22 protein-coding genes and 1 pseudogene are annotated in these 26993 nt (G+C 70.8%); 19 read left to right on the forward strand and 4 right to left on the reverse strand.

Annotation, left to right across the window (positions count from 1 at the left end):
• Window positions 1–305: 305 nt before the first annotated feature.
• Window positions 306–1109, reverse strand: coding sequence for an IclR family transcriptional regulator (locus AC2SGK_RS03505; protein WP_488322206.1), 804 nt, complete (start codon window positions 1107–1109; stop codon window positions 306–308).
• A gap of 78 nt (window positions 1110–1187) precedes the next feature.
• On the opposite strand from AC2SGK_RS03505, the gene AC2SGK_RS03510 reads away from it, so the two are divergent.
• The 8 genes from AC2SGK_RS03510 to AC2SGK_RS03545 are packed head-to-tail and all read left to right on the forward strand — an operon-like array spanning window position 1188 to window position 11578.
• Window positions 1188–2822, forward strand: coding sequence for a M81 family metallopeptidase (locus AC2SGK_RS03510; protein WP_488322207.1), 1635 nt, complete (start codon window positions 1188–1190; stop codon window positions 2820–2822).
• Window positions 2777–4342 carry an ABC transporter substrate-binding protein gene (locus AC2SGK_RS03515; RefSeq protein ID WP_488322208.1) on the forward strand — a complete coding sequence of 522 codons (1566 nt, stop codon included), beginning with the start codon at window positions 2777–2779 and terminating at the stop codon, window positions 4340–4342. The genes AC2SGK_RS03510 and AC2SGK_RS03515 overlap by 46 nt, the downstream gene beginning before the upstream one ends.
• A gap of 52 nt (window positions 4343–4394) precedes the next feature.
• Window positions 4395–5336, forward strand: coding sequence for an ABC transporter permease (locus AC2SGK_RS03520; RefSeq protein WP_488322209.1), 942 nt, complete (start codon window positions 4395–4397; stop codon window positions 5334–5336).
• Complete coding sequence (locus AC2SGK_RS03525; protein ID WP_488322210.1) at window positions 5336–6211, forward strand: ABC transporter permease; 876 nt, start codon at window positions 5336–5338, stop codon at window positions 6209–6211. Before AC2SGK_RS03520 ends, AC2SGK_RS03525 begins: the two co-directional genes overlap by 1 nt.
• On the forward strand, window positions 6211–7884 hold the full coding sequence (locus tag AC2SGK_RS03530; protein WP_488322211.1) for an ABC transporter ATP-binding protein: 1674 nt from the start codon (window positions 6211–6213) through the stop codon (window positions 7882–7884). The genes AC2SGK_RS03525 and AC2SGK_RS03530 overlap by 1 nt, the downstream gene beginning before the upstream one ends.
• Window positions 7868–9037 carry a M20 aminoacylase family protein gene (locus AC2SGK_RS03535; protein WP_488322212.1) on the forward strand — a complete coding sequence of 390 codons (1170 nt, stop codon included), beginning with the start codon at window positions 7868–7870 and terminating at the stop codon, window positions 9035–9037. Before AC2SGK_RS03530 ends, AC2SGK_RS03535 begins: the two co-directional genes overlap by 17 nt.
• Window positions 9034–10164, forward strand: coding sequence for a M20/M25/M40 family metallo-hydrolase (locus tag AC2SGK_RS03540; protein WP_488322213.1), 1131 nt, complete (start codon window positions 9034–9036; stop codon window positions 10162–10164). Before AC2SGK_RS03535 ends, AC2SGK_RS03540 begins: the two co-directional genes overlap by 4 nt.
• A gap of 7 nt (window positions 10165–10171) precedes the next feature.
• Window positions 10172–11578 (forward strand): amidase, encoded by a 1407-nt coding sequence (locus AC2SGK_RS03545; RefSeq protein WP_488322214.1) that lies wholly within the window; start codon window positions 10172–10174, stop codon window positions 11576–11578.
• Here the strand turns inward: AC2SGK_RS03545 and AC2SGK_RS03550 are convergent.
• Window positions 11575–12519 (reverse strand): NAD(P)-dependent oxidoreductase, encoded by a 945-nt coding sequence (locus AC2SGK_RS03550; protein WP_488322215.1) that lies wholly within the window; start codon window positions 12517–12519, stop codon window positions 11575–11577. The two genes, AC2SGK_RS03545 and AC2SGK_RS03550, sit on opposite strands and share 4 nt — an antisense overlap.
• 41 nt (window positions 12520–12560) lie before the next feature.
• Between AC2SGK_RS03550 and AC2SGK_RS03555 the strand changes: the two genes are divergently transcribed.
• The 7 genes from AC2SGK_RS03555 (at window position 12561) to AC2SGK_RS03585 (ending at window position 19272) form a co-directional block, all read left to right on the forward strand.
• On the forward strand, window positions 12561–14051 hold the full coding sequence (locus AC2SGK_RS03555; RefSeq protein WP_488322216.1) for an aldehyde dehydrogenase family protein: 1491 nt from the start codon (window positions 12561–12563) through the stop codon (window positions 14049–14051).
• A 129-nt stretch (window positions 14052–14180) separates the two neighbouring features.
• Complete coding sequence (gene rpmG / locus AC2SGK_RS03560) at window positions 14181–14348, forward strand: 50S ribosomal protein L33 (protein WP_022707377.1); 168 nt, start codon at window positions 14181–14183, stop codon at window positions 14346–14348.
• A 145-nt stretch (window positions 14349–14493) separates the two neighbouring features.
• A complete protein-coding gene (locus tag AC2SGK_RS03565) occupies window positions 14494–14952 on the forward strand; it encodes a (2Fe-2S)-binding protein (protein WP_488322217.1) in 459 nt (152 codons plus the stop codon).
• Window positions 14952–17177 (forward strand): xanthine dehydrogenase family protein molybdopterin-binding subunit, encoded by a 2226-nt coding sequence (locus AC2SGK_RS03570; protein ID WP_488322218.1) that lies wholly within the window; start codon window positions 14952–14954, stop codon window positions 17175–17177. The genes AC2SGK_RS03565 and AC2SGK_RS03570 overlap by 1 nt, the downstream gene beginning before the upstream one ends.
• Window positions 17174–17788 carry a hypothetical protein gene (locus AC2SGK_RS03575; RefSeq protein ID WP_488322219.1) on the forward strand — a complete coding sequence of 205 codons (615 nt, stop codon included), beginning with the start codon at window positions 17174–17176 and terminating at the stop codon, window positions 17786–17788. The genes AC2SGK_RS03570 and AC2SGK_RS03575 overlap by 4 nt, the downstream gene beginning before the upstream one ends.
• 120 nt (window positions 17789–17908) lie before the next feature.
• On the forward strand, window positions 17909–18742 hold the full coding sequence (locus AC2SGK_RS03580; RefSeq protein WP_488322220.1) for an XdhC family protein: 834 nt from the start codon (window positions 17909–17911) through the stop codon (window positions 18740–18742).
• Window positions 18739–19272, forward strand: a complete 534-nt coding sequence (locus AC2SGK_RS03585; RefSeq protein WP_488322221.1) for a nucleotidyltransferase family protein — start codon at window positions 18739–18741, stop codon at window positions 19270–19272. Before AC2SGK_RS03580 ends, AC2SGK_RS03585 begins: the two co-directional genes overlap by 4 nt.
• Here AC2SGK_RS03585 and AC2SGK_RS03590 read toward each other — a convergent pair.
• Both AC2SGK_RS03590 and AC2SGK_RS03595 read right to left on the reverse strand, forming a co-directional pair.
• Window positions 19269–20291 (reverse strand): AbrB family transcriptional regulator, encoded by a 1023-nt coding sequence (locus AC2SGK_RS03590; RefSeq protein ID WP_488322222.1) that lies wholly within the window; start codon window positions 20289–20291, stop codon window positions 19269–19271. The two genes, AC2SGK_RS03585 and AC2SGK_RS03590, sit on opposite strands and share 4 nt — an antisense overlap.
• Window positions 20292–20445: 154 nt before the next feature.
• Window positions 20446–21207, reverse strand: a pseudogene (locus AC2SGK_RS03595) (alpha/beta fold hydrolase); the annotation flags it as partial.
• Here AC2SGK_RS03595 and AC2SGK_RS03600 point away from each other — a divergent pair.
• From AC2SGK_RS03600 to fdhF, 4 genes are all read left to right on the forward strand, one after another.
• Entirely contained in the window at window positions 21104–21985 is an 882-nt protein-coding gene (locus AC2SGK_RS03600) for a LysR family transcriptional regulator (protein ID WP_488322223.1), read from the forward strand. The pseudogene AC2SGK_RS03595 and the gene AC2SGK_RS03600 overlap by 104 nt on opposite strands.
• Before the next feature lie 87 nt (window positions 21986–22072).
• Window positions 22073–22543: a formate dehydrogenase subunit gamma gene (locus AC2SGK_RS03605; RefSeq protein ID WP_488322224.1), complete on the forward strand. Its 471-nt coding sequence runs from the start codon at window positions 22073–22075 to the stop codon at window positions 22541–22543.
• Window positions 22540–24057, forward strand: a complete 1518-nt coding sequence (locus AC2SGK_RS03610; protein WP_488322225.1) for a formate dehydrogenase beta subunit — start codon at window positions 22540–22542, stop codon at window positions 24055–24057. Before AC2SGK_RS03605 ends, AC2SGK_RS03610 begins: the two co-directional genes overlap by 4 nt.
• Window positions 24054–26990, forward strand: coding sequence for a formate dehydrogenase subunit alpha (gene fdhF, locus AC2SGK_RS03615; RefSeq protein WP_488322226.1), 2937 nt, complete (start codon window positions 24054–24056; stop codon window positions 26988–26990). The genes AC2SGK_RS03610 and fdhF overlap by 4 nt, the downstream gene beginning before the upstream one ends.
• The last annotated feature ends 3 nt before the right edge of the window (window positions 26991–26993 follow it).

A 26993-nucleotide genomic window follows, 5' to 3' on the forward strand; every position in this document is an offset into this window, starting at 1 on the left:
ATCTGAAACACTGCCCGACCAATCCGCAACAGACATGACAATCCCTCCCAATCCCAGAGAAAGATGAACCAGAAACGCAAGGCAAATGCAACTGTAGTACTAGGCTCCAGACTCATTGATCGTCAACCCCGTCAGTTCCGAAGCTTCAATCACACGGACCGAAATACATAGGTAAAATCGATTGTTTACAGGTCTAGAATGCTGCGAAACGCTGTCCGGGCTTCGGCTCAGTGCCGCCGTTTCCGCGCTCTGGGCGCAAAGCGGCAGCGGTGGTCATCGTCGGTCTGGCGGTCCTCTTCCGCGCGTCAGGCGGCGGTGATGCTGCGCACGGCTTCTGCGGCCAGGGGGGCGACGCGGCGGCGGAACTCCTCCGGCTCCCATTCCGACAGCGAGGCGACGATGTGGATCGCGCCCACCGGACGGCCCGATGCGTCGGGAATGGCCACGCCAAGCGCGACCTCGCCCATCAGCATCTGCTCCAACGCCAGCGCGTGGCCGGTCTCGCGCACCAGGGCCAGTTGCACGCGGATCGCGTCGGGGTCGGTCAGCGTGCGGGGCGTGACCGGGTGCAGCGGGGCCTGCGCCAGGATCGCGTCGGCCTCGGTCGGGGGCAGCATGGCCAGCACGGCCCATCCCCCCGAACTGCCCGTCACCGGGACACTCTTGCCCACCAAGGTGGCAAAGAACGTCTCGCGCTTGCTCTGCATGCGGGTGACATAGACCATGCGCTTGCCGTCGAACAGCGACAGGTCCACCCGTTCGCGCACGCTGCGGCGCAGCTCCAGCAGGATGGGATTCGCGCGCCGCACCAGCGGGTTCAGGCGCATGAAGTCATGCGTCAGGTCCAGGATCGGCAGATGCGGGCGGAAGCCGCGCCCGTCCTCGGCCTGGATCAGATAGCCCAGCCTGCGCAGCGTGTGGACCAGACGCTGCGCCGCGCTGCGCGTCATGCCGCTGCGTGCGGCGATCTGGGCCAGGGACAGCGGCCCCTCGGCGCCGCGGAACGCCTCCAGCACGCTTATTCCGCGGGCAAGCGACTGCACGAAGAGCGGGTCGGCCGGGCCCGATCCGTCCTCCGCGGACGGGTCGGAGTGAAAATTGCGCTCCATGCAGTCTCCGGCGTTGACAGGATCAATTTTGGCTCAATACACTCGCAATACAATGCAACTGTATCGGATGGCAATACATTGCGACAGACCGACCCTGCTGCGACCTCTGCTGACCGCCCGGACCGGCGGGCCTATCGCGTCGCGCTGGCGGGTTTCGTGCATGAGAGCAACTCCTTTGCCCCCAGCCCCGCCGACCGCGCGGCCTTCGCGCAGGGCGGCGGCTATCTGCCGCTGAGCCGGGGGGCGGAGATCCTGGCGCGCGCGCCGGGGGTGAACCTGCCGGTGGCCGGGGCGATCGAGCATGCGCGGGGGCAGGGCTGGGACCTGCTGCCGCTGGTCTGGGCGGGGGCCGTGCCCTCCGCGCCGGTCACCGCCGACTGCTTTGCCGCGATCACCGAGGAGATCCTGCGCGGCCTGCGCGAGGCCGGACCGTTGGACGGGGTGTTCCTGGACCTGCACGGGGCGATGGTGGCCGAGGGGGCGCCGGACGGCGAGGGCGCGCTGCTGGCGCGGGTGCGGGCGGTGGTGGGACCCGACGTGCCGGTGGTGGCGGCGCTGGACCTGCACGGCAACATCAGCCCGCTGATGGTCGAGAGCGCCGACCTGATGGTGGGGTTTCGCACCTATCCGCATGTGGACATGGCCGAGACCGGGCGGCGCGCGGCCGCGTGGCTGGACCGGCTGATGGCGGGGGCGCGCCCGGCGCGGGCCTTCCGGCAAGGGGATTTCCTGATCCCCATCGCCTGGCAGGCGACCGACCGGCAGCCCGCGCGCGACCTTTATGCGCAGGTGGCGGCGGGCGATGACCAAGGCGCCTGCCTGTCGCTGTTCATGGGCTTTCCGGCCGCCGACTTTGCCGATTGCCGCCCGTCGGTGCTGGCCTATGCCGACACGCAGGCCGAGGCCGATGCGCTGGCCGACGGCCTGGCCCAGGCCCTGCGCGGGGCCGAGGAGGGGTTCCGGGGCGAATGCCTGGACCCGGCCGAGGCGGTCGCCCGCGCCATGCGCCATCAGGGCGGCCCGATGATCCTTGTCGACACGCAGGACAATCCCGGCGCGGGGGGCGATTCCGACACGACCGGCATGCTGCGCGCGCTGGTCGCGGCGGATGCGCAGGACGCGGCCATCGGGCTGATCTGGGACCCCGAGGCCGCCCGCGCCGCCCATGCGGCGGGGCAGGGCGCCACCCTTGCGCTGGCCCTGGGCGGGCGGTCCGGCACGCCCGGCGACGCGCCCTTCGAGGGCCGCTTCACGGTCGAGCATCTGTCGGACGGCGCCTGCCACGCCACGGGTCCCTATTACGGCGGCGCGCATCTGACGCTCGGGCCCGCGGCCTGCCTGCGCATGGGCGGGGTGCGCGTGGCCGTGGCGTCGGAAAAGGCGCAGATGGCCGACCGGCAGATGTTCCGCTTCCTGGGCATCACCCCCGAGGATCAGGCCGTCTTGGTCGTCAAAAGCTCGAACCACTTCCGCGCCGATTTTGCGCCTATCGCGGCGGAAATCCTGACCTGCGCTGCGCCGGGACCGATGCCCGTCAGCCCGGCGGCGCTGCCCTTCCGCTGCCTGTCTCCCGGCCTCCGGATGGAGCCGGGAGGCGCCCCTTCACCCCATCCGCGCAAGGCTGACGCCAAGATCGGCCGCGCAACCCGACCAACAGAGAGGATGCCATGTTCAAGACCATCTCCGCGGGGCTTCTGGCCTCGACCATGCTGACCGGCGCGGCCTGGGCCGAAACCACGATCAAGGCCGTGATGCATTCCGGCCTGCGCGTGCTGGACCCGGTGATCACCACCGCGCACATCACCCGCAACCACGCCTACATGATCTATGACGTGCTGATCGCGCAGGACAGCCAGTTCCAGCCGCAGCCGCAGATGGCCGACTGGACCGTGTCGGAGGACGGGTTGACCTATACCTTCACCCTGCGCGACGGGCTGACCTTCCATGACGGCGCGCCGGTGACGGCGGCCGATGCGGTCGCCTCGCTGAACCGGTGGGCGCAGAAGGATGCCGGCGGGCAGGTCATCATGGACCGCACCGCGAGCCTAGAGGCCACAGACGACAAGACGATCACCTGGACCCTGACCGAGCCTTTCGTCCCGATGCTGGACGTGCTGTCCAAGCAGTCCGCGCTGCCACCCTTCATCATGCCCGCCCGCGTGGCCGAGACATCGGCCGACGAGGCGATCACCGACTATACCGGTTCCGGCCCCTTCCGCTTCGTCGAGGCCGAGTTCCAGCCCGGCCTGAACGTGGTCTATGAGAAGTTCGACGAATACGTCCCGCGCGACGAGCCCGCCGACTGGATGGCGGGCGGCAAGGTGGTGAACGTGGACCGCGTCGAATGGGTCAACATGCCCGACGTGCAGACCGCCGTGAACGCGCTGTCGGGCGGCGAGATCGACTATATCGAGGCGATGCAGGTCGACCTGATCCCGCTGCTGGAGGGCGATCCGAACATCGTCGTCGAAAAGCGCGAGCCGACCGGCATGCAGACCATGACGCGGATGAACTTCCTGCACCCGCCCTTCGACAATCCGCAGGTCCGCCAAGCCGCGCTGAAGGCCGTCACGCAGGAGCCGGTCCTGGCCGCCATGGTCGGCAACCCCGAATACTACCAGGTCTGCGGCGCGGTCCTGGGCTGCGGCACGCCCCTGGAGAGCGAGGCCGGGGCCGAGACGCTGACCCAGGGCGGCGGCACCGAGGAGGCGCGCGCGCTGCTGGAGCAGGCGGGCTATGACGGCACGCCCGTGGTCATCATGGCGCCGACCGACCTTGTGGCGCTGGTGACCCAGCCCGTGGTCGTGTCGCAGGCGCTGCGCGATGCGGGCTTCACCGTCGACATGCAGCCGATGGACTGGCAGACGCTGGTCACGCGCCGCGCGAGCCAGGGCGCGCCCGCCGAGGGCGGCTGGAACATCTTCATCACCAACTGGATGGTGCCCGAGATCTCGAACCCGATCTCGAACCCGATGCTGAACGGGCGGGGCGACGACGCCTGGTTCGGCTGGCCCACCGACGAGACCATCGAGGCGCTGAAGGAGGAGTTCATCGACGCCCCCGACGCCGCCGCCCAGAAGGCCGTGGCCGAGAAGATCCAGGCCCATGCGCTGGAGAACGGCCTGCTGATCCCCCTGGGCCAGTACACCCTGCCGCAGGCGCGCCGGACCACCATCACCGAGATGATCGACAGCCCCGTGCCGGTCTTCTGGGGCCTGCAGAAATCCGAGTGAGCCATGCCGGGGGCGGTCCCGCCGCCCCCATCCACCTGATGAGGGAAACCTGATGCTGGGCTATGTCTTGCGGCGGATTCTGGCTGTCATTCCGGTGATGCTGCTGGTCGCTGTCTTCGTCTTTCTGCTCTTGCGCCTGACGCCGGGCGACCCGGCCGCGATCATCGCGGGCGACATGGCCACCCCCGCCACGCTGGAGCGCATCCGCGAACAGATGGGCCTGAACCAGCCGCTGCACGTGCAGTTCATCACATGGGTCGGACAGCTGCTGCGCGGCGATCTGGGCGTGTCGCTGATCTCGAACACGCCGGTGGCCACGATGGTCGCGGACCGCATCGGGCCGACGCTGTCCATCGCGGTGCTGACCATCCTGATGTCGGTGGCCATCGCCGTGCCGATGGGCGTGCTGGCCGCGTGGAAGCACCGCAGCATCGCCGATTACGCGGTGATGACGTTTTCCGTGTTGGGCTTTTCGGTGCCGGTCTTCGTGATCGGATACCTGTTCATCCTGATCTTCTCGCTGCAACTGGGCTGGTTCCCGGTGCAGGGCTTCACGCCGCTGTCGGCGGGCCTGGGCGGGTTCTTGTCAAACGCCTTCCTGCCCGCGCTGACGCTGTCCACGATCTATGTCGCGCTGATCGCGCGCATGACGCGGGCCAACATGCTGGAGGTCCTGGGCGAGGACTACATCCGCACCGCCCGCGCCAAGGGCGCCCCGGAACGCAGGGTACTGTTCCGCCATGCGCTGAGGAACGCGGCCGTGCCGATCCTGACCGTGATCGGCACCGGATTTGCCCTGCTGATCGGGGGCGTGGTGGTGACGGAAACGGTCTTCAACATCCCCGGCGTGGGCCGCCTGACCGTCGATGCGATCCTCGCGCGCGACTATCCGGTCATCCAGGCGATGATCCTGCTGACCAGCTTTCTCTATGTGCTGGTGAACCTGCTGATCGACCTCAGCTACAGCCTCTTTGACCCAAGGATCCGTTACTGATGGCACAGGCACCGCAACCGACCTCGGCGATGCAGCCGGTCCTGCGCGCGCTGCGCCTGCCCCGGTTCGGGCTGGGCAGCCGCATCGCGGCCGCCGTGCTGGCCGTCATCGTCGTCCTGACGCTGCTGGCGGGCTGGATCGCGCCGCACGACCCGCTGACCATGAACCCGCTGGCCCGCCTGAAGGGACCCATCGAGGGCCACCCGCTCGGCACCGACAATTTCGGCCGCGACATCCTCAGCCGCGTGCTGATCGGGGGTCAGCTGTCGCTGATCATCGGCATCGCCACCGCGGTGGTGTCGGTCCTTCTGGGCCTGGTCATCGGCATGATCGCGGGCTTCTTCCGCACGGCGGACGCGATCATCATGCGGGCGATGGATGCGCTGATGGCGATCCCCTCGATCCTGCTGGCCATCGCGCTGGTGGCGCTGAACGGGCCGTCGGTCGGATCGGTCATCGCCGCGATCACCATCCCCGAGATCCCCCGCGTCGTGCGTCTGGTCCGCGCCGTGGTCCTGTCGGCGCGCGAGGAGCCCTATGTCGAGGCCGCGATCGCGCTCGGAACGCCGATGCGCAAGATCCTGGTGCGCCACCTGGTGCCGAACACCACGGCGCCCCTGATCGTGCAGGGCACCTACATCCTGGCCAGTGCCATCCTGACCGAGGCGATCCTGTCCTTCCTGGGCGCGGGCGTCAGCACCGAGACTCCCACCTGGGGCAACATCATGGCCGAGGGTCGGCTGTTCTTCCGCATCAAGCCGGAGCTGATCCTCTATCCCGGCATCGCGCTGTCGCTGTGCATCCTGTCGATCAACCTTCTGGGCGATGCGGCACGCGACATGCTGGACCCGCGGCTGAAGAAGAGGGCAGGCTGATGCAGTTCAAGACACGCAACTTCGACGCGGCCGACGTGGTGCTGGAGGCCCGCGACCTGACCGTGACCCTGCCCGAGACGCCGGGAAACCCCGCGGTCCTGAAGGGCATCGACGTGACCATCCGCGCGGGCGAGACCGTCTGCCTGGTGGGTGAATCCGGGTCGGGGAAATCGGTCACCTCGCTGGCGATCATGGGACTGCTGCCCGACGCGCTGCGCGTCGCGGGGGGCACGATCCGGCTGCAGGGCCGCGATCTGCTGCCCCTGACGCAGGCCGAGATGCGCGACCTGCGCGCGGCCCGCGTCGCGATGATCTTCCAAGAGCCGATGACCGCGCTGAACCCGGTGCTGCGCGTGGGCGACCAGATCATGGAGGTGATGGAGCTGCACACCGACCTCTCCGCCACGGAACGCCGCCGTCGCGCCGTGGCGATCATGGAGCAGGTCCATCTTCCCGATGTCGAGCGCATCTTCCGCAGCTATCCGCATCAGCTGTCGGGCGGCCAGCGCCAGCGGATCATGATCGCGATGGCGCTGGTGCTGGAGCCCGTCCTGCTGATCGCGGACGAACCCACGACCGCGCTGGACGTGACCACGCAGAAGCAGATCCTGGCGCTGATCGACGAATTGCAGAAGGACCACGGCACGGCGGTGCTGTTCATCACCCATGACATGGGCGTCGTCGCCGAGATCGCCGACACCGTCTATGTGATGAAGCAGGGCGAGATCGTCGAGCATGGCGCGGTGGGCGCGCTGCTGCGCGACCCGCGGGCGGACTATACCCGCAAGCTGCTGAAGGCCGTGCCCAGCCTGTCGCCCCGCGAGGCGCGGCCCGTGACGGAGGACGCCGTCCTGCGGGTCGAGCGGCTGAACAAGGTCTATGGCGGCGGCGGCATCCTGCGCAAGCTTCCGCAAGCGCATGCCGCCAAGGATGTGACCTTTGCGCTGCCCCGCGGCCGCACCCTGGGGATCGTGGGCGAGAGCGGGTCCGGCAAGTCCACCGTCGCGCGCTGCATCATGCGGCTGATCGACCCCAGTTCAGGGCGCATCCTGCTGGACGATGCCGACATCGCGACCCTGTCGCGGGCGGCGCTGCGCCCGCACCGCCGGAAGCTGCAGGTGGTGTTCCAAGACCCGATGCGGTCGCTGAACCCGCGCTGGACCATCGGCGAGAGCCTGATCGAGGGGCCGCTGAACTATGGCGCCAGCCGTGCGGACGCGATGGCCGAGGCCGCGCGCCTGATGGGCGTCGTCGGCCTGCCCGCCGACGCGCTGGCCCGCTATCCGCACCAGTTCTCGGGCGGGCAGCGGCAGCGCATCGCCATCGCCCGCGCGGTGATGATGCGCCCTGACGTGCTGGTCGCGGACGAGGCCGTGTCGGCGCTGGACGTGTCGGTGCAGGCGCAGGTGCTGGACCTTCTGGACCAGCTGCAGCGCGACCTGGGCATCGCCATCGTCTTCATCACCCACGATCTGCGCGTCGCCGCCCAGATCTGCGACGAGGTGATCGTCATGCAGCGCGGCGCCGTGGTGGAACACGGCCCCGCGGGCGAGGTGCTGGCCGCGCCCGCCCATCCCTATACCCGCGCCCTGATCGAGGCCGCCCCCGGCCGGTCATGGGACTTCCAGAACTTCCGTGCCATGCCAGAGGTGAGACATGCCGAACCTGCCTGAGATCGATGCCGCCGTCCCGGAACTGACCGAGATTTTCCGCGACCTGCACGCGCACCCGGAGATCGGCATGGAGGAGGTCCGCACCAGCGCGGTCGTCGCGGCCAAGTTGCGCGAATGGGGCGTGGACGAGGTCCACGAGGGCGTGGGCAGTACCGGCGTCGTGGGCATCGTGCATGGCCGGGGTCAGGGCAACCGCCGCATCGGCCTGCGCGCCGATATGGACGCGCTGCCGATCCAGGAGGCGACGGGGCTGCCCCATGCCTCGACCCAGGCCGGCAAGATGCATGCCTGCGGCCATGACGGGCACACGACCATGCTGTTGGGGGCCGCGCAGTATCTGGCGCGGACGCGCAACTTCGACGGCACCGCGGTCCTGATCTTCCAGCCCGCCGAGGAGGGTCTGGGCGGCGCCCGCGCTATGATCGCGGACGGGCTGTTCCAGCGGTTCCCGGTCGACGAGGTCTATGGCATGCACAACCAGCCGACCGGCCAGCCGGGCCGCGCGACGCTGTGCAAGGGGCCGGCCATGGCGGGGGCGTCCTTTTTCGACATCACCGTAACGGGCAAGGGCAGCCATGCCGCCATGCCGCAGCAGTCGCGCGACGCGCTGGTCGCGGCATCGGGGCTGGTGGGGCAGTTCCAGACGATCCTGGGCCGCAACGTCGCGCCGCTGGATCAGGCCGTGCTGTCGGTGACCCAGATCCATGCGGGCAGCGCCTATAACGTCGTGCCCGAGACCGCGACACTGGCCGGCACGATCCGCTTCTTCCGCCCCGAGGTCCGCGACCTGATGCAGGCGCGGATGCGCGCCATCTGCGAGGGTGCCGCGCAGGCTTTCGACCTGCGGATCACCTGCGACTTCCGCGAGATCTTCGACGTGCTGGTGAACGACGCCGAGCTGTCGGACGCCTGGACCCAGGCCGCCGCCGACGTGCTGGGCGCGGACAATGTGCGCGACGATTCCCAGCCCTTCACCGGGTCCGAGGATTTCGCCGACATGCTGCAGCAGGTCCCCGGCGCCTATGGCAACCTGGGCCATGCGGGCACGGTGCCGCTGCACAATCCGGGCTTTGTGCTGGACGAGGGCATCCTGCCCGTCGGCGCGTCGATCTATGCCCGGCTGATCGAACGCCGCCTGCCGGTGGCGGCATGAGCGCGTTGGACCTGCCCTTCGACGCGGAGGAGATGCTGACGGGCCTGCGTCCCTGGATCGAATGCGAAAGCCCGACCTGGGACGCGGGCGCCGTCAGCCGGATGATGGACCTGGCCGCGCGCGATCTGTCCGCGATCGGCGCCACGGTCGAGACGGTGCCGGGCACCATGGGCTTCGGCACCTCGATCCGCGCGACCTTCCCGCATGCCGACCAAGGCAAGCCGGGCATCTTGGTGTCGGGGCACATGGACACGGTCCATCCCGTCGGCACGCTGGAGAAGCTGCCCTTCCGGGTGCAGGACGGCAAGGCCTGGGGGCCGGGCATCATGGACATGAAGGGCGGCAACTACGTCTTTCTTGAGGCGATGCGCCAGATCGCGCGGGCGGGACTGACCACGCCCCTGCCGGTCACGTTTCTCTTCACCCCCGATGAAGAAGTCGGCACCCCCGCCACCCGCGGTCTGATCGAGGATGCCGCCCGCGGCCAGCGCGCCGTGCTGCTGCCCGAACCCGCGCTGCCCGACGGGGGCGCGGTGATCGGGCGATACGCCATCGCGCGGTTCGACCTGCTGACCCATGGCCGGCCCAGCCATGCGGGCTGGGCGCTGAAGGACGGCCGGTCCGCCATCGCCGCCATGGCCCGCCGCATCCTGGAGATCGAGGCGATGACCACCGAGGACTGCACCTTCTCGGTGGGGGTCATCCATGCCGGCCAATGGGTGAACTGCGTGGCCTCGGAATGCCGGGCCGAGGTCCTGTCCATGGCCAAGACGCAAGCCGACCTGGACCGCGGTGTCGCGGCCATGCTGGCGCTGCAGGGCGAGCGGGACGGGGTGGAGTTTACCGTCACCCGCGGCGTCACCCGCCCGGTCTGGGAGCCGCAGCCGGGTACGATGGCGCTCTATGACCTGGCGCGCGACCTGTCGGCGCAGATCGGGTTCGACCTGTCCTCGGACCGGTCGGGCGGCGGGTCGGACGGCAACTTCACCGGCGCGATGGGCGTGCCCACGCTGGACAGCATCGGCGTGCGCGGCCGCGGCCTGCATACGCTGGACGAACATATCGAGATCGACAGCCTGCCCGAGCGCGCGCGCCTGGCCGCGGGCCTGCTGACCCGGATCATCTGAGGACCCCATGACCGCATTTGCCGACCTGACCGCCGCCGCGATGACCGCGGCCTTTGCCGAGCGCAGCCTGTCCCCGGTCGAGGTGACCCGCGCCGTGCTGGAGCGCATCGACGCCTGCGAGCCGGTGCTGAACGCGATGTGGACCGTCGATCACGACCAGGCGCTAAAGGCCGCCCGCGCGTCCGAGGACCGCTGGCGGCGCGGAGAACCGCTGACGGTGGGCGGCGTGTCGCTGGACGGCGTGCCCATCACCGTCAAGGAGAACATCGCCACCCGCGGCGTGCCCATGCCCCTGGGCACCGCGGTCAGCGACATGACGCCCCGCGCCGAGGACGCGCCCCCCGCCGCCCGCATGCGCGAGGCGGGCGCGGTCTTTCTGGGCCGCACGACCATGCCCGATTTCGGGATGCTGTCCTCGGGCCTGTCCAGCTTTCACCGGCTGGCGCGCAACCCGTGGAACACCGCGATGAACCCCGGCGGCTCCAGCGCGGGGGCGGGGGCGGCGGGGGCTGCGGGCTATGGGCCGATCCATCTTGGGACCGACATCGGCGGATCGATCCGGCTGCCCGCCGCGTGGTGCGGGCTGGTGGGGCTGAAGCCCAGCCTGGGGCGCGTGCCGATCGACCCGCCCTTCATGGGGCGCGCGGCGGGGCCGATGACGCGGACCGTCACCGACGCGGCCATGGCCATGGCGGTGCTGTCCCGGCCCGATGCGCGCGACCACATGTCCCTGCCGCCCGCCGATATCGGCTGGCTGGACCTGGACCGCGACCTGGACGGGTTGCGCATCGGCCTGCTGATGGATGCGGGCTGCGGCATGGCGGTCGATCCCCAGGTCCGCGACGCGGTGACGGCCGCGGCGGCGCTGTTCGAACGGGCGGGCGCCGAGGTCCAGCCGATCGAGCCGTGGATGAGCCCCGACCTGCTGCAGGGCCTGGACGATTTCTGGCGCACGCGGGCGGGGCTGGACGTGCAGGCGCTGTCGCCCGAACAGCGCGCGAAGATCCTGCCCCTGGTGCGCGAATGGGCCGAATCCGGTCTGGGCCGGGCCGGTGAGGATGTCTGGCGCAGCTATGGCGCGACGGTCGAGATCCGCCGCCGCACCACCGTGGCGACGCAGGGGTTCGACCTGATCCTGTCGCCGGTCTCTCCGAATGTCAGCTTTCCGGCGGACTGGGCCTATCCCAACGCCAATGACGTGGCGCGCGCCATGAGCCATATCGGCTTCACCGCGCCCTTCAACATCGGCGAACAACCCGCGATCAGCGTACCCTGCGGCCATGACGCGGCGGGCGTGCCCATCGGGTTGCAGATCGCGGGGCGGCGCTTCGACGACATGGGCGTGCTGCGTGCCGCCCGCGCGTGGGAGCGCATGGCCCCCCCCGCGCGGCCCTGGCCGCAGGTCGCGGCCTAGTCGTGGCCGCTCCGGTCCCGGCCGAAGGCCTCGGCCGCCTGCGACAGATAGCTGTCGGAGAAGCCGTCCCGCGTCAGCGACTGCAGCGCGGCGTCCACCCCGGTCGCCGCGTGGTGATCCGCGCCGACGTCGCGCGACAGCTGCAGGTAATAGGCCAGGTCCTTGGCGGCATTGGCGACCGAGAACTTCATCCCCGACACGTCGCCCTCCAGCAGGAAGGGCGCGATGCGGTCCAGCGCCGCGCCGTGCCCGCCGCCCTTGGCCAGCGCGTCGACGAAGACCGTGTCGCGGATGCCCGCGCGGCGCGCGCAGGCGGCGGCCTCGCTGATCAGCGTGGCGCAGCCGATCGAGACGTAGTTGTGCAGAAGCTTCAGCGTGTGGCCCGCGCCCACCTCTCCGGCATGGACGATGTTCTCGGCGAAGGCGCCCAGCAGGGGGCGCATGCGGTTGAAGAGGTCGCCATCCGCGCCGACCAGCAGGTTCAGCCGCCCCTGTTCCGCCTCCAGCGGCGTGCGGGTCATGGCGGCGTCCATGAACGCGCCGCCGGCCTCGCGCGTGCGATCGGCCAGGGCCTGGGTCGAGCTGGGGATCGCGGTCGAGCAGTCCACGATCACCGTGCCGGGGCGCATCGTGGTCAGCAGGCCGCCGTCGCCCAGCAGCACCGCCTCGACCTGCGGCGTGCCCGAGACGCAGAGGATCACCGCGTCGCAGGCCGCCAGATCGGCCAGCGCCCCGACGCGCGTCGCGCCAAGCGCCTCAAGATCCTCGGAGGGCTGGTTGCCCGGATGGTCCAGGAACATCAGCGGCCAGCCCTTGGCCGCCAGGTTGCGCGCGATGCCATGCCCCATCAGGCCCACGCCCACCATGCCCACCGTCATCTTTTCCATCGTCCGCTCCTCCTCTGTCAGGGGGGCAGCTTGGCCCCTGCGGGGGCGGGTCACAAGACGCGGATGCGATTTTTCTCCAGACGACAGGAGCGACCATGACCGCCGCCGACACCCTCTCCGCCGCGCCCGCGCTGGATGCGCTGACCCGCATCGACACGACCCGGATCTTCGTGGGCGGCGCCTGGCGCACCCCTGACGGCGGCCGCACCCTGCCGGTCGAGGACCCGTCCACGGGCCGCGTCATCGGCGCCATCGGGCAGGGAGCGGCGGCGGACGTCGATGCGGCCGTGGCCGCGGCCCAGGGCGCGCTGGCCGGGGACTGGGGCGCGCTGACCGCGACCGACCGGGGCCGCATCCTGACCCGCATGGCCGCCCGCGTGGAGGCGCGAGCCGAGGACCTGGCCCTGATCGAGACGCTGGACGTGGGCAAGCCGCTGGACCAGTCGCGCCGCGATTCGGCGGCGCTGGCGCGCTATCTGGAGTTCTATGGCGGCGCGGCCGACAAGCTGATGGGCACGACGATTCCCTATCAGCCGGGCTATGCCGTCTATACGCTGCGCGAGCCGCACGGGGTCTGCGGGATCATCATCCCGTGGAACTATCCCATGCAGATCCTGGGCCGGGCGGTGGCGGCGGCGCTGGCGGCGGGCAACGCCGTGGTGCTGAAGCCGGCCGAGGACGCCTCGCTCTCGGCGCTGGTCTTCGCGCAGATCGCGGCCGAGGCGGGGCTGCCCGCGGGGGCGCTGAACGTGGTGACGGGCCTCGGTGCCGAGGTCGGCGCGGCGCTCTCCGCCCATCCGGGCGTGCATCACCTGTCCTTCACCGGATCGGTCGCCACGGGCGCCGCGATCCAGCGCGCGGCGGCGGCCCATGTCGTGCCGCTGACGCTGGAGCTGGGCGGCAAGTCGCCCCAGATCGTCTTCGACGACGCGGACCTGGACCGGGCGGTGCCGGTGCTGGTCTCCTCCTGCCTGCAGAATGCGGGGCAGACCTGCTCGGCCGCGTCGCGCGTGCTGGTCCAGCGCGGCGTCTATGACGCGGTGCGCGCGCGGATGGCCGCGATCTATGACGGGCTGGTCGCGGGTCCGGCGCAGGACAGCCGCGACCTGGGGCCGCTGGTCTCGGCGCGGCAGCGGCGGCTGGTGCAGGGTTTCATCGACCGCGGACAGGCCGAACTGGCCGTCGCGGGGCAGGGGCGCATCCATCCCGACGCCGATCCGGCCGGGCATTTCGTGCGCCCGACCCTGTTCGCGGAGGTGCCGCCGGACCACGACCTGGCCCAGCAGGAGATCTTCGGCCCGGTGCAGGTGCTGATGCCCTTCGACGACGAGGCCCACGCCCTGCGCCTGGCCAACGGCACCGATTACGGCCTGGTCGCGGGGGTCTGGACCCGCGACGGGGGGCGGCAGCTGCGCATGGCTGCGGCGCTGGATTGCGGGCAGGTCTTCGTCAACAACTATGGCGCGGGCGGCGGGGTCGAGCTGCCCTTCGGCGGCACCGGACGCTCCGGGCACGGCCGCGAGAAGGGGTTCGAGGCGCTCTACGGCTTCACCCGCGTCAAGACCGTGGCCATCCATCACGGCTGATCGCGGCTTTTTCCGGTCCGCGCGGGGGTTTGGCGGTTGACTTCGCCGCCCGCGCGGCTAAAAGGCGGCTTCGATACGAATTCCACGGGGTTTGCGGCGCGCGATTGCCCCGAAGCAGGAGCAACAACCATGGCGAAGCCGACCACCATCAAGATCCGGCTGAACTCGACCGCCGGCACCGGCCACTTCTACGTGACCAAGAAGAATGCCCGCACGATGACCGAAAAGATGACCGTCCGGAAATACGACCCGGTCGTGCGTCAGCATGTCGAATACAAGGAAGGCAAGATCAAGTAAGATCGCGCCTGTCCGAGGACGCCCTGCGTCCGAAGACCGCCAAGGACCGCCATCCCCCGGGGATCGGCGGTCTTTTGCCGTCCGGGCCCGGCGGGCGTCGCGGCCCCGGCTTGTGCGCGCGGGGCGGCTGCGGCACGATGTGGCCATGCAACTGATCGTCAACGGACAAAGCCACGACCTGGACGCCGATCCGCAGATGCCGCTGCTGTGGGCGCTGCGCGATCTTCTGGGTCTGACGGGCACGAAATACGGCTGCGGCATCGCGCAATGCGGAGCCTGCACGGTGCACATGGACGGCATGGCCGTCCGTGCCTGCCAGATCACCCTGGCCGAGGTCGGCGGAGAGATCACCACCATCGAGGGCCTGGGCACGCCCGAGGCGCCCCATCCCGTGCAGGCCGCCTGGATCGCGGGGCAGGTCGCGCAATGCGGCTATTGCCAGTCGGGCCAGATCATGCAGGCGGCGGCGCTGCTGTCGCTGAACGCCGAGCCGGACGACGCGGCCATCGACGCGGCCATGTCCGGCAACCTGTGCCGCTGCGCCACCTATCCGCGCATCCGCGCCGCGATCCGCGACGCGTCCCTGCGCATGGGCGGCGTCTGATGGCGCGCATCGGGCGGATCGCGCGGCGCGGCTTCCTGATCGGCTCGGTCGCGGTGGCGGGGGGCGTGGCCTTCGGGGCCTGGCGCTATGCCCGGCCCCTGCCGGACCCCTTCGCGGGCAGCGGGGAACGCGCGCTGAACCCCTATGTGCTGATCGACGCCGAGGGCGTGACGCTGGTCGCGCCGCGCGCCGACAAGGGGCAGGGCGCGCGCTGGCTGCAGGCGGCGCTGATCGCCGAGGAGCTGGACATCGACCCGGCCACCGCGCGCATCGTGCCCGGTCCGGTCAGCCCGACCTATTACAACCGCGCGCTGATCGCGGATTTCCTGCCCTTCGCGCCCACCGATACCGGCTGGCTGGCCGAGACGGCGCGCAGTGCCGCCGACATCCCGGCCCGGCTTCTGGGATGGCAGATGACGGGCGGGTCCAGCTCGACCCCCGACGGGTTCGACAAGCTGCGCGAGGCAGGCGCGGTCGCGCGCGAGACGCTGAAGGAGGCAGCCGCCCGCCGCCACGGCCTGTCCCGCGCCGATCTGGACACCGAGGACGGCGCGGTCCTCCTGCCCGACGGGCGGCGCATCCCCTATCCCGACCTGGCGGTCGAGGCGGCGGCCCTGGAGCCGGTGACCGACATCGTCCTGCGCGACCGGTCGCAATGGCGCTGGCTGGGCAAGCCCATGGCGCGGGCCGACGTGGTCGCGAAATCGACCGGGCGGCAGGTCTATGGCATCGACCTGGCCATGCCCGAGATGCTGCATGCGACGGTGCGCATGGCGCCCTGGGGCGGGAGCGTCGCGCGGCTGGACCCGGTCGCGGCCGAGAGCCTGCCCGGCGTGCTGCGCGTGTTGCCAATCGACGGGGGCGTGGCGGTCCTGGCGCGCGACACCTGGTCGGCGATGCGCGCGGCCGCGGCGCTGGACGTCGATTTCGCGGGGCCCGACCGGCCCGGCGATCAGGACGCCATCTGGGCGGGGCTTGCCGCCGCGCATGAGGCGGGCGACATCGACAGCCGCAAGCGCGACGACGGCGACGTGGACGCGGCCATCGGCGCGGATGCCATGACGGCCGAATATCGCGCGCCCTTCCTGGCCCATGCGCCGATGGAGCCGATGAACGCGACCGTTCTGGTCACCGACGGTGCCTGCACCATCTGGGCCGGCACGCAGGTCCCCGATTTCGCGGTCGCCCGCGCCGCCGCCCTGACCGGCCTGCCCGAGACCGCGATCCGGCTGGAGAACCAGATGATCGGCGGCAGCTTCGGCCGGCGGCTGGAGATCGACTTCATCGAGCAGGCGGTCCAGGTCGCGATGGCCGTGCCCGGCTGCCCGGTCAAGCTGACCTGGACGCGCGAGGAGGATTTCGCCCATGACCAGGCCCGCCCCGCCCAGATCGCGCGGATGCGCGGGCGCGTGACGGCCGACGGGGTGCAGGCGCTGGACCTGACGGTGGCCAGCCCCTCGGTCATCGCGTCCTGGTTCGGCCGCGTCAGCAGCGCGCCGCCCGGCCCGGATGTCAGCATCACCACCGGGGCCTGGGACCAGCCGCTGGCCATCCCGAACTTTCGCGTGACCGGCCTGCGCGCGCCGGAAACGGTGCCGGTCAGCAGCTGGCGGTCGGTCGGGGCCTCGACCAACGGGTTCTTCCTGGGAACCGCGCTGGACGAGATGTTCGCGGCGGGGGGCATCGACCCGATGGAGGGGCTGCTGCGGCTGTGCGATCATGAGCCATCGCGCGCGGTGCTGGAGGCGCTGCGCGACCTGTCGGGCTGGACCGGCCGTCAGGCGGGGCCGGGGCGCGGGCGGGGCGTGGCGTTCTGCCTGTCCTTCGGCGTGCCCTGCGCCGAGGTCGTCGAGGTCGAGGAGACGCCCCTAGGCCTGCGCCTGACCGCGGCCTTTGCCGTGGCCGATGTCGGCATCGTGCTGGACCCGGTCAATGCCGAGGCGCAGCTGTCGGGGGGGATGCTGTTCGGTCTGGGCCATGCGATGAACTGCGAGCTGACCTATCGCGGCCACCGGCCCGATCAGACGAACTATCACGCCTATGAGGGGCTGCGCATGCACCAGACGCCCCAAACCGCCGTGCGCCTGCTGGAGAACGGCCCCCTGCGCGGGCTGGGAGAGCCGGGCGTGCCGCCCGCCGCCGCGGCCCTGGGCAACGCGATCTTTGCCGCGACCGGCCAGCGCCTGCGCGAGATGCCCTTTGCCCGCGGGGTGCGCTTCGCATGATGCGGGTCCTGGCGCTGATGCTGATGGTCGCCCCGGCCTGGGCGGAGGAGGTGATGCCCTCGATCGTGGCCCCGCCCGAGGAGGGTTCGGTCAGCACCGCCGACGGGCTGGCCGCATGGGAGCGGGTGCATGAGGTCGTCTCGCATCCGCGCTGCGCGAACTGCCATGTGGGCGGCGACCATCGCCCGATGTGGTCCGGCCCCGAATATCCCCAAACCCGCCCGCATGGCATGAACATCAGCGGCGGCGACAGCCGCATGGGCATCGAGACGCTGCCCTGCGCCACCTGCCACATCACCGGCGACAGCCTGGAGTCGGCCCCCCATGCCGCGCCGCAGGCGATGATCCCCTGGCAGCTGCCCCCGGTCGAGATGGCGTGGTACGGGCTGGACGGTGCGGCGATCTGCCGCCAGCTGCGCGACCCCGCCACGAATGGCGGGCGCGACTGGGTCGAGCTGGCCGAGCATTTGCGGGACGACGCCAGCCATGGCGGCTTCGTCGCCTGGGGCTTCCGGCCCGGCGGCGGGCGAGAGCCTGCGCCCCATGGGCTTCAGGCGCATATCGACGACGTGCTGAAATGGGGTGCAGCCGGGCAGCCCTGCCCGGAATAACGCCGCCCGCGAAAAAGCCGCGGCCCTGCCGCGAATTTCGGCATCCATTTTGGGCTTCGCGCGTTAGCGTGGCCAGAGTGGCGCGAAAAAGTTGCGCCGCCCCTGCCGAAAGCCCATGCCATGTCGATCTCCGCCCCCATCGCCGCCGTCTCCGATTGCCCCGTCAAGGCGCTGCTGCGCCGTCCCGGCGGCGCGCTGGCCCTGCTGACCGGGGCCGAGGGCGGCTTTCCCCGCCGCCCCGGCGCGATGATGGCGCTTTGGGCGGACGGCACACGGGTCGGACGGCTGGGCGCGGGCTGCATCGACGCCGACATCGCCGCGCATCTGGATGCGCCCGGTCCCGTCACGCGGCTGACCTATGGGCGCGGCGGGCCGGTCGATCTGCCCTTGCCCTGCGGCGGCACGGTGCAGATCGCGCTGATCCATCGGCCGGACCCGGACTGGCTGGGTGCGATCTGGGACGACCGCATCCGCCGCCGCACCGGGCGTTGGTGCCTGAACCTGCGCACCGGCGCGCCCTGCCGCGCTGGCCAGCCCGACCCCGACGATTTCGCCCTGACCCTGCCGCCCCCGCCCGCCTTCCAGATCCATGGCGAGGGCGACGAGGCGCAGGCGCTGCGCACCTTGGTCGCGGCGATGGACCTGCCCGCGCTGGGGCAGGAGGCGCGGCCCGATGCGCATACGGCGGTCGTCACGCTGTTTCACGACCACGACCGCGAACTGCCCGCGCTGGAACGGGCGCTGCGGTCGGAGGCGTTCTATATCGGCGCGCTGGGGTCGCGCCGCGCGCAGGCCGCGCGTCTGGCGGCCCTGGCGGACCGGGGCTTTGACGAGACAGTGCTGGCGCGTATCACCGGTCCCATCGGCGTGACCGCGCCCGCGCGCGACCCGCGGCTGATCGCGGCATCGGCGCTGACGCAGATCCTGGCCGCGCATGAGGCGCTGATCGGGTGATCCGCACGGGCCTGCTGCTGGCGGCGGGGGCCTCGCGCCGCTTTGGCCCCGAGGACAAGCTGCTGGCGATGCTGCGCGGTCGTCCTCTGGTGGACCATGCGGCGCAGGCGATGCGGGACTGTCCGCTGGACCGGCGCATCGCGGTCATCGCCAACCCCGCGCTGCTGCCGTGGTTGGACGGGTTTCAGGTCATCCGCATCGACCCCGGCGATCAGTCTGCCAGCCTGCGCGCCGGGCTGGAGGCGGCGGGGTCGCCCGACCGGCTGCTGGTGGCCTTGGGTGACATGCCGGACGTGACAGGAGCGCATCTGGCGGCGGTGCTGGACGCCGCGACCGACGATTTGCCCGCCTGCAGCCATGACGGGGAGGCGCCTTTGCCTCCGGCCTGCTTTCCGCGCGCGAGCCTCATGGCGCTTGCATCGCTTCAGGGCGACCGGGGGGCGGGTGCCCTGCTGCGCGCCCTGCCGCCCGCGCAGCATGTCGCGGCGGCGGGGCTGCTGCGCGATATCGACCGGCCGGACGACCTCTAGCGGCGTCCAAAGAGCCGCGCGGCCAGGGGCGCCAGGACGATGACCAGCACGATCCGCAGGATGTGGTGGCTGACCACATAGGCCAGATCGGCGCCGGCGATGATGGCGATGACGACCATCTCGGCTTGGCCGCCCGGCAGGAAGGCCATGAAGGCGTCCAGCGCCGGGGCGAGGCCCAGCAGATAGATCGCCTCGACGAAGACCAGGCTGATCACCGCCAGGATCAGCGCATAGAGCAGCCCCGCCGCCACGAAGACGCGCAGCTCGCGCCCGGTTATGCCCGCGTATTTCGCGCCGACCGCGATGCCGATGAAGAACTGCGCGGCCTGGATCATCTCCGCCGGGGGGCGGGTCTGGATCAGTCCCGCCAGCGACAGGCCCGCCGTCAGGATCATCGGCCCCAGGATCGACGCGCCGAAGAGCCCGACCCGTTCGCCGATCTTCCAGCCCGCCAGCCCCGCCGCCAGCATCAGGGCGATCTGGTCCCAGCCCATCGACGCGATGGGCGCGCCGGGCGGCTGCGACAGGTCCAGCCCCCACCAGACCGTCAGGATCAGCGGCGCGACCGTCACGATGACCAGGATGCGGGTCGCGTGGATCAGCGACAGGGCGCGGATGTCGCCCCCTGCCTCCTCTCCGAAGACCAGCATGTCCTGAAGCCCGCCGGGCATGGCGCCGTACCAGGCCGTCGGATGATCCAGCCCGAAGCCCCGCCTGAGCAGCGGATAGCCGACCGCCGCGATCACCGCGATGAAGAGCGGCACCACCGCCAGCGAGGTGGCCATCGCGGGCAGCCCGGCCAGGACCTGGGGCGTGATCGACGCGCCGACAGCCACCCCCAGGATGGTGCGCAGGAAGGTGCCGACCGGCCCCGCCCCCGCCATGCGCATGCCCGCCAGCGCGGCGATCAGGCAGGCCAGCATCGGTCCCAGCAACCAGGGCAGCGGCAGGCCCAGCCCGATGAACAGCGCCGCACCCGCCAGGGCGGTGGCAAGGGTGGCAAGCCGGGCTGGGATCACGGGAAGGGCCTTTCGTTCTGCCGCGCCGTTTCAGCGCATCCGCCGCCCGGTGGCAAGGGGGGGCGGCGTGATCGCGCGCGATGGCGTCGATCAGACGGGCCAGCGCGCGCGGCTGCGTCAGGAAGGGCGCATGGTCCCACGGGCGCGGGTGCAGCGTGACGCCCGGCACGCGTGCGGCCATCGCGCGCTGCAGGGCGGGGGCGATGGCGCGGTCGCCCTCGCACAGGACATAGTGGCGCGGCACGGCGGCGGCGGCGGGGCCGGGAAAGGGGTCGCGCATCACGCCCTGTGGCTGCGGCCTCAGCCGGCGCAGCGCGTGGCGCGCCGTCGCGGGGGCTGTGTCATGCAGCATCATCGCCCGCGCCGCATCGGGCGGCAGGATCAGCCGGCCGTCCGCGTCGCGCGGCCAGCGGCGGGGTGCTGCGGGCAGCAGACGCTCCAGCGTGGCCAAGCTGTCGCCGGGACGGGGCAGATAGCTGCACAGGTGGATCAGGGCCGCGGGCGGGTGGCGCGCGGCAAGCGCCTCGGCCGGGATGCCGCCCATCGAATGACTCAGCACGATGCGCGCGGGCGGCAGGGCGCGGACCGCGCGGGCCAGCGTTGTGCCGGGCGCCCCCGGCAGGTCGGGGCAGGCCACGCGCCAGCCGCGCGCCCGGAGCGCCGCCGCGACGCGCGCCCAGCACCAGCCGCCATGCCAGGCCCCGTGGATCAGCAGGATGTCGATCATCGCGTCAGCGTGGCCGCGCCGCAGCCCGGATGCAAGGCTTGACCCCGCCCGCCGCGCAGGCCCTGATGGCGCGGGGGAGGACGCGATGATCGACAAGCTGGAGATGTTCCTGGCCGTGGCCAAGGAGGGCCATTTCGGCCGCGCGGCCGCCACGCTGGGCATCACCCAGCCCAGCCTATCGGCGGGCATCAAGCAGCTGGAGGCGCAGCTGGGCGTCCTGCTGATCTTTCGCGGCGCGCGCTATGGCGGGCTGACGCCCGAGGGGCAGGCGGCGCTGGTCTGGGCGCGGCGCATCGTGGGCGATGCCCGCCAGCTGCGCGACGAGATGCGCGCCACCCGCCACGGGCTGACCGGGCAGCTGCGCATCGCCGTGGTGCCGACCGCGCTGACCTGGGCGGCGCGGCTGGCCGCGCGCTATGGCGCGGCGCATCCGAATGTGGGTCTGACGATCCTGTCGCGCAGCTCCGCCCAGATCCTGACGATGATCGAGGATCTGCAGGTGGATGCCGGGATCTCCTATCTGGACAACGAGCCGCTGGGCCGGGTCAGCGCGGTGCCGCTCTATGACGAACGCTACAGCCTGGTGGTGCCTGCGGATCATCCGCTGGCCGGGGCGGGGGTGCTGGACTGGGCGGCGCTTGACGGGCTGCGGCTGTGTCTGCTGACGCCCGACATGCAGAACCGCCGCATCATCAACCGCCGTCTGGCCGAGGCGGGCGTCACCCCCCTGGCCATGGTCGAGAGCAATTCGACCGTGGTGCTGGTCTCGCAGGTGCTGGCCGGGGGCTGGGTCACGATCCTGCCGCAGGACATCGCGGGGTTCCTGGCGCAGGGCAAACCGCTGGCTCTGGTGCCGCTGGCGCCCGAGGGGCCGGGCCATGCCGTGGGCCTGATCGCGCCTTGGCGCGAGCCGCATACCCCCGTGCTGGAGGCGCTGCTGACCGAAGCGCGGCGGATGGTATCATAGGCTGATCCTATCGCATGACGGAACTGCGATATTGATTTGCGATCATTCCGGGGGTTCAGTGGCGGCGATGTGACAGAAAGGCCAGCCATGCGTGACCCCGCGCCAGCCACCCCCTCGGTTGAGGATATCCGCCAGATCGCCGCCCCCCTGGCGGGGCTAGAGGGGCCGATGCTGCCCATGCTGCATGCGATCCAGGCGGAATGGGGACATGTGCCGCCCGCCGCCGTCCCGGCCCTGGCCGATCTGCTGAACCTGGGCCGGGCCGAGGTGCAGGGCGTCATCAGCTTCTATCACGATTTCCGCGACCATCCGGCGGGGAGGCAGGTGCTGAAGATCTGCCGGGCCGAGGCCTGTCAGGCCATGGGCGGCGCGGGCATGGCGGCCGAGGTTCTGGACCGGCTGGGCATCGACTGGCACGGCACCACCGCCGATGGCGGGGTCACAGTCGAGCCGGTCTACTGCCTGGGCCTGTGCGCCTGCGCTCCGGCCGCGATGCTGGGCGGCCGGCTGATCGGGCGGGCCACCGCCGAAGGCCTGGCGCGGGAGGTCGGCGCATGAGGATCTGGGTGCCGATGGACAGCGCCGCCGTCGCGCTGGGGGCCGATGCGGTGGCCCAGGCCATCGCGGATGAGGCGGTGGCGCGCGGCCTGGATGTGCAAATCATCCGCAACGGGTCGCGCGGCATGGTCTGGCTGGAGCCGCTGGTCGAGGTCGAGCGCGACGGGGTCCGCCAGGCCTATGGCCCGGTCGCGCCGGGGGATGCGTCGGCGATCCTGGACGGGACCGCGCAGGGGCATGGCCCGGTCGAGGCGATCCCCTTCTTTGCGCGCCAGACGCGGTTGACCTTCGCGCGCTGCGGGGTGATCGACCCGCTGGACCTGGACGATTACGCGGCTCATGGCGGTCTGGCGGGCCTTCGCCGCGCCATCGGCATGGAGGGCGCCGCGATCGTGGCCGAGGTCACGGCCAGCGGGCTGCGCGGGCGCGGCGGCGCGGGCTTTCCGACCGGCATCAAGTGGAGGACCGTGGCCGAGGCGCAGGCCGACCAGAAATACATCGTCTGCAATGCCGATGAGGGCGACAGCGGCACCTTTGCCGACCGGATGATCATGGAGGGCGACCCCTTCACCCTGATCGAGGGCATGGTCATCGCCGGTCTGGGGGTGGGGGCCACGCGCGGCTATGTCTATCTGCGCAGCGAATATCCCGTGGCGATCCGGGTGATGCGGGACGCGGTCCGGATCGCGCGGACGCGGGGGATGCTGGGCGCGGATGTGCTGGGATCGGGGCGGGCCTTCGACATGGAGATCCGCGTGGGCGCGGGTGCCTATGTCTGCGGCGAGGAGACGAGCCTGTTGAACAGTCTGGAGGGCAAGCGCGGCACGGTGCGCGCCAAGCCCCCGCTGCCCGCGCTGGAGGGGTTTCTGGGGCGGCCGACGGTCGTGAACAACGTGATCAGCCTGGCGACCGTGCCGGTGATCTTCGAGCGCGGTGCGCAGCATTACGCCGATTTCGGGCTGGGCCGGTCGCGGGGCACGGTGACGTTGCAGATCGCCGGTAACGTGGCGCGCGGCGGACTGTTCGAGACTGCCTTCGGGCTCAGCCTGGGCGAGGTGGTCAACGATATCGCGGGCGGCACGGCGACTGGGCGTCCGGTCAAGGCGGTGCAGGTCGGCGGGCCTCTGGGCGCCTACATGCCGGTGTCGAAATTCGACACGGCCATGGGATACGAGGATTTCGACGCGGCGGGCGGGTTGATCGGCCATGCCGGGCTGGTGGTCTTTGACGACACCGCCGACATGCTCTCCATGGCGCGTTTCGCGATGGAGTTCTGCGCGGTGGAGAGCTGCGGCAAATGCACCCCCTGCCGGATCGGCGCGGTGCGGGGTGTCGAGACCATCGACCGGATCGCCGCGGGCGATGCCGGGGCCATCCCGCTGCTGACCGACCTTTGCGAGACGATGCGCGACGGATCGCTGTGTGCGCTGGGGGGCTTCACGCCCTATCCGGTGCTGTCCGCGCTGACGCAGTTCCCCGATGATTTCAGCGTCCTGAAGGAGGCTGCCGAATGAAGGACTTCATCCTCCCCCCATTCCCGCCCGGCGACGACCGCGACATGGGCACCCCCGCCCGCCACGGCCCGCCCGTCTGCCTGACCATCGACGGGGTGCAGGTCACCGTGCCTGCGGGCACGTCGGTGATGCGCGCGGCCATGATGGCCGAGGTGCAGATCCCCAAGCTCTGCGCCAGCGACAACCTGGAGGCGTTCGGGTCGTGCCGTCTGTGCGTGGTCGAGATCGAGGGGCGGCGCGGCACGCCCGCCAGCTGCACCACGCCCGTGGCCGAAGGCATGGTCGTGCATACCCAGACCGAGCGCATCCGCCGTCTGCGCAAGGGGGTGATGGAGCTTTACGTCAGCGACCATCCGCTGGACTGCCTGACCTGCGCGGCCAATGGCGATTGCGAATTGCAGGACGCGGCGGGGCAGGTGGGGCTGCGCGATGTGCGCTACACCCCGGGCGCGAACCATTTCGACGCATCGGGCAGTGGCGCGCGGAGCCAGGCCGAGGCGCGGCTGCGCGGGGGCCACGACAATCCGCTGTTCATCCCCAAGGACGACAGCAACCCCTATTTCACCTATGACCCCAGCAAATGCATCGTCTGTTCGCGCTGCGTGCGCGCCTGCGAGGAGGTGCAGGGGACCTTTGCGCTGACCATCGAGAGGCGGGGCTTCGACAGCCGCGTGGCGGTGGGCGGCGAGAATTTCCTGGAAAGCGACTGCGTCAGCTGCGGGGCCTGCGTGCAGGCCTGCCCGACCGCGACGCTGCAGGAGAAGTCGGTGGCCGAACTGGGCACGCCCACGCGATCGGTCATCACCACCTGCGCCTATTGCGGGGTGGGCTGCAGCTTCAAGGCCGAGATGAACGGCGACATGCTGGTGCGCATGGTGCCGTGGAAGCATGGCAAGGCCAATCGCGGCCACAGCTGCGTCAAGGGGCGCTTCGCCTATGGCTATGCCGCGCACAAGGACCGCATCCTGTCGCCGATGATCCGCGAGAGCATCGACGAGCCCTGGCGCGAGGTCGGCTGGGACGAGGCGCTGGACTTCGCGGCCACCCGCCTGCGCGCGATCCAGGAGCGGCACGGGCGGCGGTCGGTGGGGGTCATCACCTCCAGCCGCTGCACCAATGAGGAGACCTATCTGGTCCAGAAGATGGCCCGCGCCGTCTTCGGCAACAACAACACCGACACCTGCGCGCGGGTCTGTCATTCGCCGACGGGTTACGGGCTGGGCAAGACCTTCGGCACATCGGCCGGCACGCAGGATTTCGATTCTGTCGAACAGACCGACGTGGTGCTGATCATCGGCGCGAACCCCACCGACGGGCACCCGGTCTTTGCCAGCCGCCTGAAGAAGCGCCTGCGGGCGGGGGCGCGGCTGATCGTCGTCGATCCGCGCCGCACCGATATCGTGCGCAGCGCCCATGTCGCGGCGGATCACCACCTGCCGCTGCGTCCCGGCACCAACGTGGCCGTGGTCAGCGCCATGGCGCATGTGATCGTGACCGAGGGGCTGATGGATGAGGATTTCATCCGCGCCCGCTGCGACTGGGACGAGTTCCAGCATTATGCCGAGTTCATCGCCGACCCCCGCCATGCGCCGGAGACGGTGGAGGCGGTGACGGGCGTGCCGGCCGCCGACCTGCGCGCGGCGGCGCGGCTGTTCGCGACGGGCGGCAATGGCGCGATCTATTACGGGCTGGGCGTGACCGAGCACAGCCAGGGATCGACCACCGTCATGGCCATCGCGAACCTGGCGATGCTGACCGGCAATATCGGCCGGCCCGGCGTGGGGGTGAACCCGCTGCGCGGCCAGAACAACGTGCAGGGCGCCTGCGACATGGGGTCCTTCCCGCATGAGCTGCCGGGATACCGCCACGTCAAGCTGCCCGAGGTGCGCGCGGTCTTCGAGGCGGCCTGGGGCGTCGAGATCGACCCCGAGCCGGGGCTGCGCATCCCCAACATGCTGGACGCGGCGGTGGAGGGGACCTTCAAGGGCCTCTATTGCCAGGGTGAGGACATCCTGCAGTCGGACCCGGACACGCATCACGTCGCGGCGGGCCTGAGGGCGATGGACTGCGTGATCGTCCACGACCTGTTCCTGAATGAGACCGCGAATTACGCGCATGTCTTCCTGCCCGGATCGTCCTTCCTGGAGAAGGACGGCACCTTCACCAATGCCGAACGCCGCATCAACCGCGTGCGCCGCGTGATGGCGCCCCGCAACGGATACGAGGACTGGCAGGTCACGCAGATGCTGGCCAATGCGCTGCTGCGCGCCGATGGGCGGGCGGCCTGGCATTACACCCATCCCAGCCAGATCATGGAGGAGATCGCCGCGACCACGCCCAGCTTCGCGGGCGTCAGTTATGAGCGGCTGGAGGTTCTGGGATCGGTGCAGTGGCCCTGCAACGAGGCCGCGCCCGAAGGCACGCCCCTGATGCATGTGGACGGGTTCCAGTCCGGGCGCGGGCATTTCATGGTCACGGAATACATCCCCACGGATGAACGCACGGGTCCGCGCTTTCCGCTGCTGCTGACCACGGGGCGCATCCTGTCGCAATACAATGTGGGCGCGCAGACCCGGCGGACCGACAACACCGCCTGGCACCCCGAGGACATCCTGGAGATGCACCCCCATGACGCCGAGACGCGCGGCATCGCCGAGGGCGACTGGGTGCGGCTGGCCAGCCGGGCCGGAGAGACGACGCTGCGCGTGACGCTGACCGACCGGGTGGCGCCGGGGGTGGTCTATACGACCTTCCACCATCCGGCCACGCAGGCTAACGTGGTGACGACCGATTTTTCGGACTGGGCGACGAACTGCCCGGAATACAAGGTCACCGCCGTGCAGGTCAGCGCTTCGAACGGTCCGTCGGACTGGCAGGAGCGCTACCGCGAGCAGGCCGAGAGGTCGCGGCGGGTCCTGTCAGCCGCGGAGTGAGTG

The sequence above is a fragment of the Paracoccus sp. NIOT.M2S5SZ12 genome (assembly GCF_057748165.1).